This window comes from Streptomyces stoeckheimensis (genome assembly GCF_045822005.1).
Taxonomy (GTDB): Bacteria; Actinomycetota; Actinomycetes; order Streptomycetales; family Streptomycetaceae; genus Streptomyces; species Streptomyces stoeckheimensis.
In genome coordinates this window covers 1,079,737-1,094,679 of sequence record NZ_CP169550.1, presented here as the reverse complement: position 1 = coordinate 1,094,679, position 14,943 = coordinate 1,079,737, and the positions used below count along the sequence as shown (strand labels likewise).

Here is a 14,943-nt window from a genome sequence, read left to right as displayed (position 1 = left end):
TCCGTGTTCCGTCTGGCGGTCGGCTCTCCCAGGAGGCTGCGCCGTCCGCTCCCCGTCAGCCGCCTTCGGGCTAGCCGGTCGTGGCGCCCTTGGCGAGCAGGGGCAGGTCCTTCACGAAGGATTCCATGGGGGTGCCGCTGGTGTAGATCACGTGTGCCTTGTTGTCGGTAGGCAGGAAGGCGAGGACCTGGGTGCCGTGCGAGGAGGTGACCTTGCCGTCGTGGTGGACGGTCGGATCCTCGACGCTGACGCCGAGGGACTTCGCCGCTTCCTTGACTTCTGCGAGGTCGCCGCTCATACCGGTGAAGCGGTCACCGAAAGCCTGCAGCCACTTGCCGAGCTGTGCGGGGGTGTCGCGCTCCGGATCGGTGGTGACGAACACGACGTCGATGTTCTCCCGGACCTCCTTGGGCTGGCGCTGAAGGGCCACCGACACGTCCCCCAGGGTGGTGGGGCACACGTCCGGGCAGTTCGTGTAGCCGAAGAAGAGCAGGGTGGCCCTGCCGGCTGTCTTCTGGCGCAGGTCGTAGGGCTGACCGTCGGTGCCGGTCAGGCGCAGGTCCGGCTTGTCGAACGGCCGGTCGAGTTCGGTGCCTTGGTAGGCCGATTCGGCTTCCTTCTGCAGGGCGCCGTCGGCCCCGGGCTTGGACGGCGTGCCGCAACCCGACAGGAGAAGGGCGGCCGAGAGGAAACCTGCGGCGGCAGCGAGACGCAGGCGACTGGAGGGGGAGTGCACGGGGTGTCCGATCGTAGATTGAGCCGCCGAGGCCGGCGGCGCGGGGGGAGGCGGCGGGTGTCGGGTGGTCAGATGCCGATGGTGAATCCGGCCGTCCAGGACTGCATGTGCCGGATGAGGACGCTCCACACTCCGGTGACCATCAGCAGTCCGGTGGCGATCATCATGCCTCCGCCGATGCGCATGACCCATCGGTAGCGGGCCTTGATCCAGTCGAAGAAGCCCAACGCCCTGCGGAACGCCAGCCCCGCGGCGAGGAACGGAAGCCCGAGTCCGGCGCAGTAGGCGACGGTCAGGACTGCGCCCCGCCCGGCGCTCGCTTCGCTGAATGCCAGTGCCTGAACCGCGCCGAGCGTCGGCCCGATGCAGGGGGTCCAGCCGAGCCCGAACAGCACGCCGAGCATCGGCGCCCCGGCCAGTCCGGCTGCGGGGCGTCGGTGCAGACGCCATTCGCGGCTCATGCCCGGCAGCACACCGAGGAAGGACAGACCCATCACGATGGTCAGCCCGCCCATGACGCGGATCAGCGGCTCCTGGTACTCGAGCAGGGTGTTGCCGGCGTACCCGAAGGCGGCGCCGAAGGAGACGAAGACGGCGGTGAAGCCCGACAGGAACAGCAGCGTCCCCGCCAAGATCCGGCCTCGGCGGGCTTCGGCGAGGTCGGCGCCGCTCATCCCCGTCACGTAGGAGAGGTATCCGGGGACCAGCGGCAGTACGCAGGGCGAGAAGAAGGACACCGATCCGGCGAGCGCGGCGATCGGCAAGGCCAACAGCAGTGACCCGCTGACCACGGTGGCTTCGATTCCGGCTGACAGCAGCATGGCTCAGGCCTCCTTGACGGGTACCTGGGCGGCTGGCGGCAGTGCTCGCCGGGACCCCGGAGATTCGGGCACGGGTGGGAGTGTGGTCGTCATCGTGGCTTTCGGGCATGGGGAAGCAGATCGGTCGTGCGGCGGCATGCCGGGCTTCCACGGGCGGGGGCGGGCCGCCCGCGGCGGCCCGCCCGGGGCGGTCAGTGGTGTGCGGACGGGGCGGGCGCCGAGGGGGCGGGCCCAGGTGATGCGGGCGTCGGCGTGGCTCCGCGCCGGCCCAGCATGCTGGTCATCAGGTCGACCTCGGACTGCTGTGCCCGGACGATGCCCTCGGCCAGGGCCTTGACCTGCGGGTTCTTGGCCTGCTTCACGGCGGCCTCGGCCATCGCGACACCGCCCTGGTGGTGAGGGATCATCAGCTGGAGGTAGAGGACTTCCGCATCCGCCCCCTTCGCGTTCTTCAGGCGGTCGACTTGTTCCCGGGTAGCCATGCCGGGCATGTCGGTGGGGGCCATCCCGCCGCCGTGGCCCTCCATCCAGGCCATCGCCCCTTCGACGGAGATCTTGGGGGCCTGCCACGTGTCCAGCCAGCCGAGCATCATGCCGCGCTGGTTGGCTTGCGTGTTGATGACGTCGAAGGCAAGGGTGCGTACCTCTTCGTCCGCGGTGTTGTCGCGGACGAGGAAGGACATCTCCACGGCCTGCTGGTGGTGCACGGCCATGTCGCGGGCGAAGCCCTCATCGGCTGCCGTCGCGGTCCCCGGCTCCGGGGTTGCCGCCCGGCCGGGCGACGAGGCGAACGTGACGGCGACCGCCAGCGCGCAGAGCAGGAGCCATCCGGTGCCCCAGGCCAGCCAACGGGGCCGGCCCGTGGCGCCGCTCACGCGGTCAGCCCGTTCGTGCAGGCCGCACCGGGCTCGGGCGTCTGCGGCCCCTGTACGTACTTGGTGAGGAAGGCGTTCACCCGCGGGTCGGAGGCGCTGTCGACGTCGACCTGCTTGCCCCACGCGGACAGGGTGATCGGCGAGGTCTGCTTCGAGTGGGGGCTCATCAGAGTGTAGGGAGTCTGCTTCACGCGGTCGGTGAGCTTCTTGACGTCCTCGGGTGCGGCCTTGTCGCTGTACGTGATCCACACCGCGCCGTGTTCGAGGGCGTGTACGGCGTTCTCCTGCCGGACCTCCTTCGCGTACACGTCACCGTTGCAGTTCATCCAGGCCTGGGCGTGGTCGCCGCCGGTGGCGGGGGTCATGGGGTAGGTGACGGGCTGGGCGACGTGATTCTGGGTGAGCTTGTCCCAGGTCTTCTCTCCGGAGACGGGTGCGGTCTTGGCGGCTTCCTTCTTCTTCTCCTCGCCCTTGATGGTGAAGAGCAGATAGGTGGTGCCGCCGGCGATGGCGGCGAAGATGGCAGCGCACACAACCATGGTGATGATCTTGTTGCGGCGGTCACGTACCGCTTGGGCGCGGCGGACGGCGTCGAGTTTGGCGCGCCGGGTGGCGGCAGCGGAGTTCTTGGGCAGGCCCATGATCGGTTCCTTCACTCCCCAGGACGGGGTGGCGGGTCGGGGAAGGGGCAGCGGCGCGCGCACGCAGCGGAAGACGTGCGCGGGAGGGCTGCCTAGATCCGCAGGACCCGCAGGGAGTGGAGATCGACGGCGTGACGGGGAGCAGGGGCGCGGACCATGGGGCCGGCCCGTGCGGGCGCTGGCGTCCTCGTGGCGGTACCGGTCGGCAGCGCGGGGGTGTCCGGGAGCGGTTGAACGCTTTGCGGCAGGTGCTGTAGCCCGGTCAGGCAGGCGTCGCCCGGCTGATGGTTCACGCAGCCCTGGCTGCTTCCGGCGGGCACCTGATCTTCACTCAGGGCGGCGGCTGTGGCCGGTCTCCCGGTGGACAGCGCGGTGGGCGTAGGGCCGCTCTGGTGGCACACCGTCACGGCGAGCAGGAGCGCGGCGACGCAGCACATCCAGCTCACGAACGCACGCCACCGCAACGCCCGGACGGGCTGCGGGAGCGGCGACGGCGTGATCGTCATGGTGGGCAGATCCTAGTGTGGGTGACCGAGGCGGGGAGCGCAGGAAGCGGAGATCAGGCCGTACGCGCGTGCCCCAGGGCGTCGGCGAGGGCCTGCGGGGTGCGGGTGGACAGGAAGATGTAAGGGGTGGGGTCGTCGGGGTCGGTGTTCTCGATGCGCACGGCGCCGGTGACGTAGCTGCGCATCAGGGTGTGGGCGCGCAGGTCGGCCTTGTAGGTGCGCCAGGCCCTTGCCTCCTCACCTTCGAGGACGAGGACATCGCCGAGTGCGGTCAGGGGGATCCGCGCCTGGTCGGCGATCAGCTGATCGTGCGTGATGCGGATCCGTGAGGAGCCCTGTGCGCTCACCCACATACAGGCGACCAGGGTGCCGACGCCGAACCCGCCGAGGGCGGCGAGGCCGCCGTACGGCAGGACGATCAGAGCCATGGAGAAGCCGACGGCGACTGCGATCAGCCACCAGGTCCGCGGGGCGGTGAGCCGCTCGTCGTAGGCGAGCGGCACGGGAGAGGTCATCGGTTCTGAGGTCCTTCGGGATGCGGGTGCGGGGCCGGGACTCGGGCGGTCACAGGGGGAGGAAGGCGCTCGCGTGAGGCCGGTAGGAGAGCGTGGAACCGGTCTCCAGCTCGTGGTACCAGCCGTGCAGGCGCAGGGTTTCGTCGGCGAGGCGGGGTGCGATGCAGGCGTAGTCGCTGAGGATGTCCAGCTGGCGCAGCACGTGGGCGTGCCCGGCGGCTGTGAAGTCACCGGTGGACCAGGTAGTCGGCTCCGTCCCGTCAGCGATGCGGTCGGCGACATCGACGTCGACGACCTCACAGTGGGAGTGGCCCAGGACCACGATGTCGGTGAACTCCAGGGTGGATACGGCGTACTCGATGGTCAGCGCCTCCCCCGCGTGCGGTTCCGGCTCGAAGCGCGGGATGACGCCCCCGTGCGTGCGCAGCTCCAGCACCTCACCCGGGCGGCTCGCGGTGATCAGCGACGGGACCAGGCGCGCGTCGGAGCAGGCGATGAGCATGACCCTCGGACGCTGGCCGCTGCCCAGGACGCCGAGCCGGATTCCGGCCGCGGCAGCGCGATCGCGGTACGTGCGGCTGCCCTCGACGAGGACGGCCAGTGCCGGCTGGTCGAACGGCCCGCTCATGGTGCGAGCCGTTCGTCGATGACGGCCTTGAACGCCTCATATGTCCGAGGCGTCTGGATTCGCCGGCCGTCGAGGAAGAAGGTGGGGGTGCCCTGGACGTTCAGGCCCATGCCGTCGCGCTGGTCGGCGCGGACCCGGTCCTCGGTCGCCGGGTTCTTCACCGCGGCGTCGAACTTGCCCATGTCGAGGCCGAGCTGCTGGGCGTAGCCGCGGAACACATCGGCCTGCGAGTTCTTCAGCTCGCCCCACTCCTTCTGAGTGGCGAACATCTTGCGGTACATGTCCTCGAACTTGCCCTGTTGGGCGGCGGCCTCGACGGCGACCGCCGCGGTGCGGCTGTTGCTGTGGCCGGGCATGGGGAAGTAGCGGGCGACGAAGGTGACCCGGTCGCCGTACTCCTGGCGCAGCCTCTCCACCGTCGGATGGACGGCTCCGCAGGCTTCACATTCGAAGTCCAGGAACTCCACGATCGTCAGCTCGCTGCGCTGGGGGCTGGTCAGCCGGTGGCTGTCCTCCCGCACGACCTGAGCCTCGCCCGGTGCGGGCAGTGCCTGCGCGGCCCCGGCCGAGTCGCCTTCCTTGACGAGCAGGAACGTGCCGAACGCGGCCCCGAAGACGGCGAGGAGGGCGGCGACGACCACTAGGTTCTTCTTCAGCTTGTTCATGATTCCTCTACGTGTGATCTTGAGCCGACGCTGGGCCGGCCTCACGAGCAGCAGGCTTGGCGGCCTGCTGCAGGCGCCGGTCCCGCGCGTGCAGGCCCGCCAGGTACGCGTTGTACGCGGCCAGTGGATCGCCCGCGTCGCCCCGGTCGATCTGCCGGTCGACGCGGCGTGCCTCCCGGTGATCGGAGCGGACCCACTGGGCAGCCAGGATGATCGTCGTGATCAGCACGGGGATGTCCCCGGTGGCCCAGGCGATCGCACCGCCGTTGTACTGGTCCTGGGCGAGATCAGGCCCCCAGGTGCGGCCGACCGCCTCCCACCACCCGGCGCCGATGATGCCGGTGGAGCTCATCACGGAGATGCTGAACCAGGAGTGGAACGGCATGGTCAGCATCAACACGAAGAGCCGCCCCAGGTGCGGCGGCCGCCGTGGCCCCGGGTCGACACCGATGATCACCCAGAAGAACAGCAGTCCGACGGCCAGGAAGTGGATCAGCATGGCCATATGACCCAGATGACTTCCCATCAGGCGCTCGAACCACGAGGTGTAGTACACGGCGAACGCGCTGCCGATGAACAGCACACCGGCCACCGCCGGATGCGAGATGATCTTCACGTAGCGGCTGTGGAGCAACCACATCAACGCCTCGCGTGGACCGGCCGCCTCGTCCTTGCCAGCCTTGGGCAGGGTGCGCAGGGCGAGCGTCGCCGGGGCGCCGAGGACCAGAAGGATCGGCACGGTCATCGCGAGGATCATGTGCTGGCCCATGTGGACGCTGAACATGACCTTGCCGTAGACGGCCAGGCCGCTCATGGTCGCTGCCACGGTGACCGTAAGGCCCAGCATCCACGAGACCGTCCGGCCGATCGGCCAGTGGTCGCCGCGAGCCCGGAGCCGGAACACACCGACGAGGTAGAGGGCGGCGGCCGCGCCGGTACCGAAGGCGAAGACCGGGTCGAAATGCCACTGGGTGAACAGCGGCGTCCACGGGAAGTCGCCCAGCGGCGGCGGCATCGGGAAGCCGAGCAGTTCCTCCGCCGGGGAGGGCGAGCCGCTTCCCCGGCCGGGCGCCGGTGTCCGGGAGAGGGCGACGGCCAGACCCATCGCCGCGGCCATCACCAACAGCTCGCCCGCGGCCAGTCGTACGAAGGGCCGGCGGGCGCCGTCGGCGAGTGCCGGCAGGGTCCGGCGGCGGTGCCACCATCCCACCGCGCCCAGGAGCAACAGCGCCACCGACTTGATCAGCACCATTCGCCCGTACGAGGTGGTGAACCACGCACCCGACAGGGGTAGCCGGACCAACGCGTTGACCAGGCCGCTCGCGGCCACCGCGAGGAAGGCTCCACCGGCCAGCGTGCTGAACCGCCGTGCCGCCACCGCGGCCCCCTCGGTTCGGCCCAGGGCGGCGACCAGGACGAACAGCAGCCCGCCGACCCACGCCGCGACTCCCGCCACGTGCAGGGCGAGGCTGGTGACGGCCGCGTCGTGGTTCGCGGAGGCGGCCGAGTGCCCCGTGAACGCCGGTGGCAGAACGGCCGCGACGGCGAGGACGAGCGCGGCCCGCGCCCACCGGACGGTGGTCACTCCCGCGCACAGCGTCGCCAGGATCAGCCCGGCCGCCGCCATGGCCGCGTACGACCGGCCCTGCGCCGAGCTGAGGGCGAAGTCGGCCACCATCGCCGGATCCAGTACCTCGTCGACCGGCCGCGCGAAGAGGTCGGACAGCGTGAAGACCAGCAGCGCGGCGGACGCCAGCGCCCACAGCCCGGCGGCGACCGCCGCCCACGCCACGTAGCGCATCCGCGCCGCGCCCAGATCCCGACCGCCGGGCAGTAGAACCCCGGCCAGGAGAAGGGCTCCCACCGTCCCCACCGAGGCGGCGTCGACCAGGATCCGAGAAAGCGGCAGACCCCAGGAAGTGAGCGGGCCGGCGTCCTCGATGCCAGGCACCCGCTGCGCCGTGGACCCCGCAGCCCACATGGCCACCACCGTGACGCCGACGGCCAGGACAGTCGAGGCGACGATGATCAGCGGCAGGCGGCGGCCCGCTCCGCCGCGTGCAAGGTCAGTCACCACGGTGGACCCTCCGGCGACGTGCGACGAACACGGCGGCGCCGGCAGCCGCCACGATCAGCACGCCGAGGCCCACCGATGTTGCGACGCTGCTCGACGGGGACGATCCGTCCGCAATCGCGGTCGGCGCGGGGCTGTCACCTGAGTCATGCGGGGCGGCGCCCGATGGGGCAGGCGGAGGTGAGGACGGCGCCGGAACCGGCGCGGTTGTGCCTGTGGCCGCGGCCCGGACAGTGAAGCTGTACGAGCCGCTCACGGGATGGCCGTCGGCCGACACGACCCGGTATCCGACGGTGTAGGTGCCCGACGGCAGGCCGGGCTTCACAGCCAATGCGGCACCCTTGCCGTCAACCTGCGGATCGGCCACGCCGGCAGGGCTGCCGTCTGGCGCCGTCAGCGCGATCTTGGCGTACTCATCCGTCATCTCGTCGCTGAAGGTGAGCCGGATGTTCGAAGGCAGGGTGTCCAACGTCGCGCCGTCGGACGGCGAACTGGAAGTCAGGTCGGTATGGGCCGAGGCCGCTGGAGCTCCCGCCCACAAGAAGGCGGCGCTCAGGGGTAGGGCGAGGGTGCGGGCCGCCGTACGGGCGGCACGCCGGGTGAAGGAACGCATGGGAAGGGAGGAAGTCTCTCTGTGCTCCCCGGACCAGCCGGAGCAGGGAACGCCGATACCCGGGACGGCCCCTGCACCCAGTCCTCAGGGCAGGCAGAGACCGCCGCCGGGCATCAGCCCGGTCATCGAGAGAGGGGCACGCCGCAGTAGCGTGCGCCCGGACGACGGTGGTGCCCGGCCCGAGTGCAGCCGGGCCACAAGCGCGGACGGGGGCAGCGCTCCGGTCTCCCGATCGCGCAGGTCGCCTTCCGGCCCGCCGTCGGTGCGCAACTGCGGCCAGACGAACAGCAGCAGGGCACGCAGCGAGTCCAGGACGGGCCCGCCGCGCCACAGGAGGCGTTCGGTCAGCCCGAACAGCCGCGCGGCGAGTACCAGCATGACCAGGTGCCCGCCGAGGAAGACCTCGGGCGGGATACCGGACGTCGAGGCGTGCTCCAGCAGGGTCAGCGGCCCACGCGTCCCGGTCACCGCCGCGCAGGCGCCCGGCACGGCGTACGCCGCGTGGTATGCCAGCTGAGCGCCGGCCAGCGCCGCGAGGAGTTGGGTGTCGGAGAGCTTGTCCCGCGTCAGCAGCACGGCGCCGGGCACCGCGACCGCGGCCATACCCAGGAGCATCACCCAGCGCGGCATGTGTCCCTGCGAGAGGAGGTGCCCCGTCATCGGGAGCAGCACGCACAGCGCTGCCAGAACACCTGCCCGCAGGCCGCGCACCAGCCCGCGAGCCGGCGAGGCCGACCGCGAGGTGATGGTGGCGGACATGGGCTGCTGCACTTTCGGGGAGTGAGGTCGGCTGGGCCTCTGAGACTGGAAGGGAGCCCAGGGACAGTCAGCAGCGTATCCCGGCACCCCTGGGGCTTCGGCACCAGGACCCTCTCGGCTCTGCGTCCGCGCGGCAGGACCGATCCGTGACACAGGGAGGGCCGCCGGTCACACCGGTGGCCCTCCCTCGCGGTCCGATCAGACCGCGGGCGCACCTACGCGGTCCGCCGCCGGGCCGACGTCCGCCCTCACCGGTCGCCACGCTGGGGCGCCGAGGTCTGTTCGTGCAGGAGGCGCAATTCCTCCCGCATGCGGTGGATCTCCTCTTCGACGCCCTGCGGTGGCTGCGGAGGAGGGGGCGTGCAGCCGCCGCCCTGTTTGCGCATCGCGCGGATACAGCACACGTAGGTGAGGGCCGTGGCGAGCACGGTCGCGGCCAGGGGGAGCCAGAGGCCGGTCACGCGGAGGCGTCCTTGCGTAGACGGGGATCCGCGTCGAGCTCGCCGCGGAGGGCGTCGACCTCCTTGCGGAGACGGCCGAGCTCCTGCTCCTGCTCGGCGGTGGGGGCGGGAGGGCTCGGGTGGTCGGGGGTCGAGTGGCGCTTGGAGCGCATCATGATCCACATCATCAGCCCCATGCCCAGGGGGCACGCGAGTATCGGCAGTAGGTACAGCAGCTCACGCATCACAGACCCCTTCGGTTGTTCTTCGGTATCGGCAGGGAATCGGGCGAGAGGTCCGGGCACCGGTACACCGCGTCTTCGACGAGTGCCATGACGTGCCCTTTACTTCCATTCTGTGCCTGAAGCGACGCTAAAACCTTGCCCCCGGGGCAAGGTCAAGGCCGCTTGATCCGGCGTGCGAGGGGGCCTCCGCGATGGCCTAGCATGGCCGCCATGCTGCGACGCCTGCCTCTGTCGCTCCGGGCTTGGCCCGGAGTGCTGCTGGTGTGCGCGCTGTTCGTCTGCCTGTCGGGGCTGGCGCGTCCGGCGATGGCCGTGGGCACGACGATGCCAGGGTCGATGGACATGTCCCCGCAGGCGACGGCCGTCGGGCATGCCGGGGCTTCGGTTGTGGCAAGGTCTGTGGATCACAGCCCGGGCTGCCCGGTGGCGCAGGAGCAGTGTGTGGCGCCGAAGGGTGTCCTCGCGCAGGACGGCCCGTCGGGCCAGGTGCCCGCGGCCGAGTCGAGCCCGATCGACTGTTCTCCTTCGCTCCTGGTGGCGCAGCCCAATGCCCCGCCCCTGCCGGCGGAACCTCCTGATCTGCATCGGTTGTGCGTGTCACGGACGTGACGGGCGGTTGCTCGCGAGGTTGCTGTTCGCACCTCGCGGGACGCCGTGATCCCTCACGTCCTCTTCGGCACGCCCGGATTCCCGATTCCGTGCGCGCGTGCCGTCGTCGCAGAACAGGAGTTACGACGCATGCCGTCGTCCGTCGCTTTGCTGATCACCGGTGCGAGCACCGGTCTGCTGGCCGGTGGTGCCTCGTGCGCCGCCGTACAGGGTGGCCTCCTGGCCGGAGCCGTCACCCGCCGCCGCACCCCTGCCTCCGTCCCCACCCCCGCGAAATCCTCCCGCAAGGCTTCCCGTCGGCCGGCTGCGCCGCCCGCGCAGCCGGCCGGCACGCCGCTCGCTCCGGTCGGGGCGTTCCTGACCGGGAAGCTGGTCTCCCACACCCTGCTCGGCGCGCTGCTGGGCGTCTTCGGCAATGCGCTGCAGCCCAGCCCCCGTACGCAGGCGGTGCTCCTGCTGGTCGCCGGGCTGCTCATGGTGCTGTTCGCGCTGGACCTGTTCGGAGTGAAGTGGGTGGGACGGCTGCTGCCGCGCATGCCGGCTTCGTTTGGCCGACTGATGCGGCGCAGCGCGAAGACCGATTCGGTCGCGACTCCGGCGCTGATCGGCTTCGCCACCGTGTTGGTGCCCTGTGGGGTGACGCTTTCGATGGAGCTGCTGGCCATCGCCTCGGGGTCGCCGGTGGCTGGGGCCGCGGTGATGGCGGGGTTCGTGGTCGGCACTGCGCCGCTGTTCGCCGCGCTCGGATATGTCTTCCGGCGGAGCAGCCAGGCGCTCTCCGGGAAGTTGGCCGTGCTCACGGGCGTGGTGGTGCTGGCCGTTGCCGCCTGGACGATGGGTTCCGCGCTTCAGGCGGGCGGCTGGGTGTCGTTCAACACCCCCGAAAAGCAGTCGGTGGCGAGCGGGCCGTTCATCGTCGAGGGCGGCGACGGAAGCGGCAACGGCAACGGCGGGACGGCGACGGCCGAGGATGCCCCGGTCCGCATCGACGCCTCCGGAAAGCAGACCGTCATCCTGACCGTGACCGACTTCTACCTCCCCACGCAGTTCACCGTGAAGGCCGGCGTGCCGACCACACTGGTACTGAGGGGCAAGGACTCCGGTGGGTGCGCCCGGGCCTTCACCATCCCCGAGCTCGGCGTTCAGGAAATCGTCAAGCGGGACGGCGACACCGAGATCGACCTGGGCACCCGCAGGCCCGGCACCCTCCGCTTCTCCTGCGCCATGGGCATGCAGACCGGCGCCATCGAATTCAAGAAGGACGCGTAATGAACCTGTTCGGACGGAAGAACAAGGCCGCGGCCGAGGCAGAGACAGGCGCGAGGGTAGTGCTCCTCGTCGAGGGCATGCACTGTGGCAGCTGCGGCCTGCTCATCGACGACGAGCTGGAGGAACTCCCCGGGGTCCGCTCGGCCGCCACCGACGCGCGCACCGGACGCAGCGTCGTACTCCTTGAAGACGGAGCCGACGTCGACACCGCGGTTCTCATCGCTGCCGTCGAGGGGGCGGGCGACTACACAGCGCGCCTCGCCGACTGACGCGCGTACGCGCGCGGACATGGCCGAAGGCCCGGCCGGGAGCGATTCCCGGCCGGGCCTTCGGGCTGTGAGAGGGGCCGTCTAGAGGTCGATCACGAGGGTGGGGGAGTGGGAGCGGGAGACACAGGGGTAGATGAGGTCGCGGCGGCTGCGGTCGGGGCCCGTCAGAACGGCGTCGCGGTGGTCGGGGGTACCGGCGAGGACGCGTAGCGCGCAGGTGCCGCAGGCCCCGGCCTCGCAGGAGGCGGGGGTGCCGGGGACGGCTTGGCGGATGACGTCGAGGAGGGTCCGGTCGGCGGGGACGGGCAGGAGGCTTCCCGTGCGGCGCAGTTCGACCTGGAACGCCCGGGCCGCCGATGGCTTTGCCGTGGCGGCGAAGCGTTCGATGTGCAGGTGCCGGTGGGGGAAGCCGTCGGTTACGGCCTTCTCCACGGCGACGATGAGGGGTTCGGGACCGCAGCAGTAGACGGCGGTGCCCGCTGTGGTCTTGGAGAGCGCGGTGTGGAGGTCGGGCAGGCCGTCAGTGTCCTGGGGGACCAGGTGCACCCGGTCGGTGCCCAGCGCGAGGAGTTCGTCGGTGAAGGCCATCGACAGGCGGGTCCGGCCGCCGTAGAGCAGCCGCCAGTCATGGCCGACCGCCTCGGCCGCGTGGATCATCGGGAGGAGGGCTGTGATGCCGATGCCGCCCGCGATGAACAGGTAATGCGGGGCCAGGACCAGCGGGAATCTGTTGAGGGGGCGGGACACGGCGAGTTGCCGGCCCGTCCGCAGCGCGTGCACTTCGGCTGATCCGCCGAGCCCCTTCGGCGCGTTGAGGACGCCGATGCGGTACGTGGTCCGGTCGGCCGGGTCCCCGCACAGCGAGTACGGCCGGATCCGCCCCGAGGGGAGGGCGAGGTCGATGTGCGCGCCCGGTTCCCATGCGGGCAGGAGACCGCCGTCCGTGGCGGCGAGTTCGACCAGGACGACGCCGTCCGCGACCGGGCGCAGCCGCTTCACGATGACGGGCCGGGAGTCAGGCGGCTCGGGGCGTACGGGTGCGGAGGGCGCGACCGTGTCGTCCGTACGGCGTACCGCGAGGAGCCGGTAGACGGAGAGGAAGGAGATGGCCGCCACCAGCACGAGCGCGGTCCAGCGGACGGTACCGGCGTCGGTTCCGGCGGTGAGGGCGTGGACGGTCGTGAGGATGAAGACGGGGAAGGCGCTGGTGTGGACGTAGCGCCACCACCGGTGCGGGATACGGGTCTTGAGCAGGGACGTCACGCCGATCGCCGCCGCGAGTTCGAAGGCGATCACGCCCCAGGCCACGGCCGCGGGCCGGTAGCCGGAGGCGAAGGGGACCAGCAGCTCCAGCAGGCCGATATCGACCCAGGAGTCGGCGACCAGCGCGAGCATATGCACCGTCAGGAAGGCCAGCGCCAGCCCGGACAGGAAGCGGTGCAGGTCGTACAGGCGCGCGGCGGCAGCCCGTGGGCCCGTCACCCGGGTGGACAGCAGCAGCCCCCATACGACGGTGGCCGACAGGAGCCACCAGGACATCAGCCCGCCGACGCGGGCGAGGTACCACCAGAGTTGGGGGTCCATGTCACATACCTTTCCCAGGGCCCGGCGTGGTGCGCGGTCCCGTCTTCGGTCACGAGCAGCCCGGTGACCCCGTGGGCCTCCAGCAGGGAGCGCCCGGCGGGCAGTCCGGCGATCAGCGCGGCCTTGGCCAGTACCTCCGCCCAGTGGGCCTCGGCGGCGACGACCGTCACGGTGGCCACCTCGCCGCACGCCGGTGCTCCGCTGCCCGGGTCGATCAAGTGGTGGAGCTGCCGGCCTTGCCGCTGCCAGCGGCGGCGTAGCCGGGTGGAGGTGGCGACCGCACCCTCGGCGAGGGCCAGCCAGGCCAGGTCGGTTCCGGGGGCGGCCTCGTCCTCCACCGCGATCACCCAGGCGCCGGCTGCGCCTGGGGCGGAGCCGGACGTACGTACGTCCCCGCCGAGGTTGACGCAGGCGCCCAGCGCGCCCGCTGCCCGCAGTTCGCCCGCGACGAGGTCGGCGGCGTACCCCTTGCCGATACCGCCGAGGTCGAGCCGTACGCCGGGCGGCAGGCGCACCCGGTCGCCGTCGATCTCGATGCCCGCGCAGCCCGGGGTGGGCGCGGACGGGCCGCCGGGCTGCGGCTTGGGTGGCAGGTCGGGGAAGCCGCGCGTGTATCCGGCGGCCTCCAGGGCGGGCAGTACGGTGGGGTCGAACAGCCCGCCGGTCACCTCCCATGCCCGTACGGCCCGCCGTACGAGCGCGACCGTCGGAGCGGAGAGCGGCACCCAGCGGCCCGGCGAGGCGTTGAGTCGGCACAGTTCGCTGTCCGCGCGGAAGCGGGACCACAGCGACTCCAGCTCCTCCAGCCGCTCGCGGGCGCCGGCCAGGAGGTCAGGGCGGCCGGCCACCAGGAGGTGGCCGGCACTGCCCATCACCGGGAACCGGGCCTCGACTGCCTCAGCTGCCACTGCTGCGCGTCACGGGAGGCGAGGGCTGCGACGGCTGAGCCGGCGCTGCGGCAGCGGCCGAGCCCTGTGAGGCGCCGCAGCCGCTGCCACTGCTGCGCGTCACCGGGGCGGAGGGTGTGATCTGCGGTGCTGCCGGGGCCGCTGCCGCCGGGGCCGAGGTGTCCGGTGCGGCAGCCGCCGAGGGCTGGGCGCCGGACACCAGTGCGGCGGTGAGCAGGGCTGCACCGGCGAGGCCCGCCGTGGCGACGCCGATGCGTACCGCCATGCGCCGGTCCCGCTCGTCGTCTGCGGCGGCGTTCAGGTCGGACACCTACATCCCGTCCATTCCCATGCCGCCGCTCATGCCGTTGCCGCCGCCCATGGAGCCGCCTGTGTTGTTCTGGCCGTTGGCGCCCGTGGAGCCGGAGTTCTTGTCGGCACCCATACGCATGCCCTCCTCCATGCCGGCCTTCATGCCCATGCGCATGGCCTCCAGCTGCATCCGCATCTCCATGCTCATGTCGCCGCTGCCGTTCATGCCGTTGTTCTGAGCTCCGTTGGCGGGAGCACTCGGGGCCGGGCTGGGCGGAGTCGAGGGCGAGGGTGCCATCGGGCTGTTCATCGGGGCGGGCGAAGCCGGTGATGTGGGCGAGGCGGCCGGGGCGGTCGAGACGGCGGGCTTGTCGGGGCCACCGCCGGCGACGGCCGCGGTGGCGACGACGGAGGTGACGCTGACCGTGACGAGTGCTGCGGCTATCGCGAGGGCGGTGCGGTGCTTGACGGGTGTTGCCATGGGGTGGTTCTTCC

General features: G+C 71.3%; 20 protein-coding genes. 3 read left to right on the top strand and 17 right to left on the bottom strand.

Going from position 1 to position 14,943, the window contains the following annotated elements; all coding sequences use genetic code 11:
• Window positions 1-70 precede the first annotated feature (70 nt).
• The 13 genes from ACE1OC_RS05115 to ACE1OC_RS05055 form a co-directional block, all read right to left on the bottom strand.
• Window positions 71-736: an SCO family protein gene (locus ACE1OC_RS05115; RefSeq protein ID WP_266494293.1), complete on the bottom strand. Its 666-nt coding sequence runs from the start codon at window positions 734-736 to the stop codon at window positions 71-73.
• A gap of 68 nt (window positions 737-804) precedes the next feature.
• Complete coding sequence (locus ACE1OC_RS05110; RefSeq protein WP_266445143.1) at window positions 805-1,557, bottom strand: cytochrome c biogenesis CcdA family protein; 753 nt, start codon at window positions 1,555-1,557, stop codon at window positions 805-807.
• A 191-nt stretch (window positions 1,558-1,748) separates the two neighbouring features.
• The gene (locus ACE1OC_RS05105; RefSeq protein ID WP_407835934.1) at window positions 1,749-2,432 is read right to left on the bottom strand and encodes a DUF305 domain-containing protein; all 684 of its coding nucleotides are present in this window, start codon (window positions 2,430-2,432) and stop codon (window positions 1,749-1,751) included.
• A complete protein-coding gene (locus ACE1OC_RS05100; protein ID WP_407835933.1) occupies window positions 2,429-3,073 on the bottom strand; it encodes a DUF3105 domain-containing protein in 645 nt (214 codons plus the stop codon). Before ACE1OC_RS05100 ends, ACE1OC_RS05105 begins: the two co-directional genes overlap by 4 nt.
• 92 nt (window positions 3,074-3,165) lie before the next feature.
• A complete protein-coding gene (locus ACE1OC_RS05095; RefSeq protein WP_407835932.1) occupies window positions 3,166-3,579 on the bottom strand; it encodes a hypothetical protein in 414 nt (137 codons plus the stop codon).
• Window positions 3,580-3,632: 53 nt separating this feature from the next.
• Complete coding sequence (locus tag ACE1OC_RS05090) at window positions 3,633-4,094, bottom strand: DUF3093 domain-containing protein (protein ID WP_407835931.1); 462 nt, start codon at window positions 4,092-4,094, stop codon at window positions 3,633-3,635.
• 49 nt (window positions 4,095-4,143) lie between these two features.
• The gene (locus tag ACE1OC_RS05085; protein WP_407835930.1) at window positions 4,144-4,722 is read right to left on the bottom strand and encodes a carbonic anhydrase; all 579 of its coding nucleotides are present in this window, start codon (window positions 4,720-4,722) and stop codon (window positions 4,144-4,146) included.
• Entirely contained in the window at window positions 4,719-5,387 is a 669-nt protein-coding gene (locus tag ACE1OC_RS05080; RefSeq protein WP_407835929.1) for a DsbA family protein, read from the bottom strand. Before ACE1OC_RS05080 ends, ACE1OC_RS05085 begins: the two co-directional genes overlap by 4 nt.
• A 7-nt stretch (window positions 5,388-5,394) precedes the next feature.
• On the bottom strand, window positions 5,395-7,461 hold the full coding sequence (locus ACE1OC_RS05075; protein WP_266445163.1) for a bifunctional copper resistance protein CopD/cytochrome c oxidase assembly protein: 2,067 nt from the start codon (window positions 7,459-7,461) through the stop codon (window positions 5,395-5,397).
• A complete protein-coding gene (locus ACE1OC_RS05070) occupies window positions 7,454-8,074 on the bottom strand; it encodes a copper resistance CopC family protein (RefSeq protein ID WP_266445166.1) in 621 nt (206 codons plus the stop codon). The genes ACE1OC_RS05075 and ACE1OC_RS05070 overlap by 8 nt, the downstream gene beginning before the upstream one ends.
• An 84-nt stretch (window positions 8,075-8,158) precedes the next feature.
• On the bottom strand, window positions 8,159-8,833 hold the full coding sequence (locus ACE1OC_RS05065) for a hypothetical protein (protein WP_407835928.1): 675 nt from the start codon (window positions 8,831-8,833) through the stop codon (window positions 8,159-8,161).
• A 248-nt stretch (window positions 8,834-9,081) separates the two neighbouring features.
• Complete coding sequence (locus ACE1OC_RS05060; RefSeq protein WP_266445171.1) at window positions 9,082-9,294, bottom strand: hypothetical protein; 213 nt, start codon at window positions 9,292-9,294, stop codon at window positions 9,082-9,084.
• A complete protein-coding gene (locus ACE1OC_RS05055) occupies window positions 9,291-9,518 on the bottom strand; it encodes a hypothetical protein (RefSeq protein ID WP_266445174.1) in 228 nt (75 codons plus the stop codon). Before ACE1OC_RS05055 ends, ACE1OC_RS05060 begins: the two co-directional genes overlap by 4 nt.
• A gap of 210 nt (window positions 9,519-9,728) precedes the next feature.
• Between ACE1OC_RS05055 and ACE1OC_RS05050 the strand changes: the two genes are divergently transcribed.
• The 3 genes from ACE1OC_RS05050 (at window position 9,729) to ACE1OC_RS05040 (ending at window position 11,665) form a co-directional block, all read left to right on the top strand.
• Window positions 9,729-10,127, top strand: a complete 399-nt coding sequence (locus tag ACE1OC_RS05050) for a hypothetical protein (protein ID WP_407835927.1) — start codon at window positions 9,729-9,731, stop codon at window positions 10,125-10,127.
• 129 nt (window positions 10,128-10,256) lie between these two features.
• Window positions 10,257-11,396: a sulfite exporter TauE/SafE family protein gene (locus tag ACE1OC_RS05045; RefSeq protein WP_407835926.1), complete on the top strand. Its 1,140-nt coding sequence runs from the start codon at window positions 10,257-10,259 to the stop codon at window positions 11,394-11,396.
• Window positions 11,396-11,665 carry a heavy-metal-associated domain-containing protein gene (locus ACE1OC_RS05040; protein ID WP_266445182.1) on the top strand — a complete coding sequence of 90 codons (270 nt, stop codon included), beginning with the start codon at window positions 11,396-11,398 and terminating at the stop codon, window positions 11,663-11,665. Before ACE1OC_RS05045 ends, ACE1OC_RS05040 begins: the two co-directional genes overlap by 1 nt.
• A gap of 81 nt (window positions 11,666-11,746) precedes the next feature.
• On the opposite strand, the gene ACE1OC_RS05035 is transcribed toward ACE1OC_RS05040, so the two are convergent.
• Genes ACE1OC_RS05035 through ACE1OC_RS05020 form a run of 4 tightly spaced genes read right to left on the bottom strand, consistent with a single transcriptional unit; the run spans window position 11,747 to window position 14,929 of the window.
• Window positions 11,747-13,249, bottom strand: a complete 1,503-nt coding sequence (locus tag ACE1OC_RS05035) for a 2Fe-2S iron-sulfur cluster-binding protein (protein ID WP_266445185.1) — start codon at window positions 13,247-13,249, stop codon at window positions 11,747-11,749.
• Entirely contained in the window at window positions 13,204-14,157 is a 954-nt protein-coding gene (locus ACE1OC_RS05030) for an FAD:protein FMN transferase (protein WP_407835925.1), read from the bottom strand. Before ACE1OC_RS05030 ends, ACE1OC_RS05035 begins: the two co-directional genes overlap by 46 nt.
• Window positions 14,147-14,467 carry a hypothetical protein gene (locus ACE1OC_RS05025; protein ID WP_266494347.1) on the bottom strand — a complete coding sequence of 107 codons (321 nt, stop codon included), beginning with the start codon at window positions 14,465-14,467 and terminating at the stop codon, window positions 14,147-14,149. The genes ACE1OC_RS05030 and ACE1OC_RS05025 overlap by 11 nt, the downstream gene beginning before the upstream one ends.
• Window positions 14,468-14,929, bottom strand: a complete 462-nt coding sequence (locus ACE1OC_RS05020) for a hypothetical protein (protein WP_266445195.1) — start codon at window positions 14,927-14,929, stop codon at window positions 14,468-14,470. It lies immediately after the preceding gene.
• Window positions 14,930-14,943 lie beyond the last annotated feature (14 nt).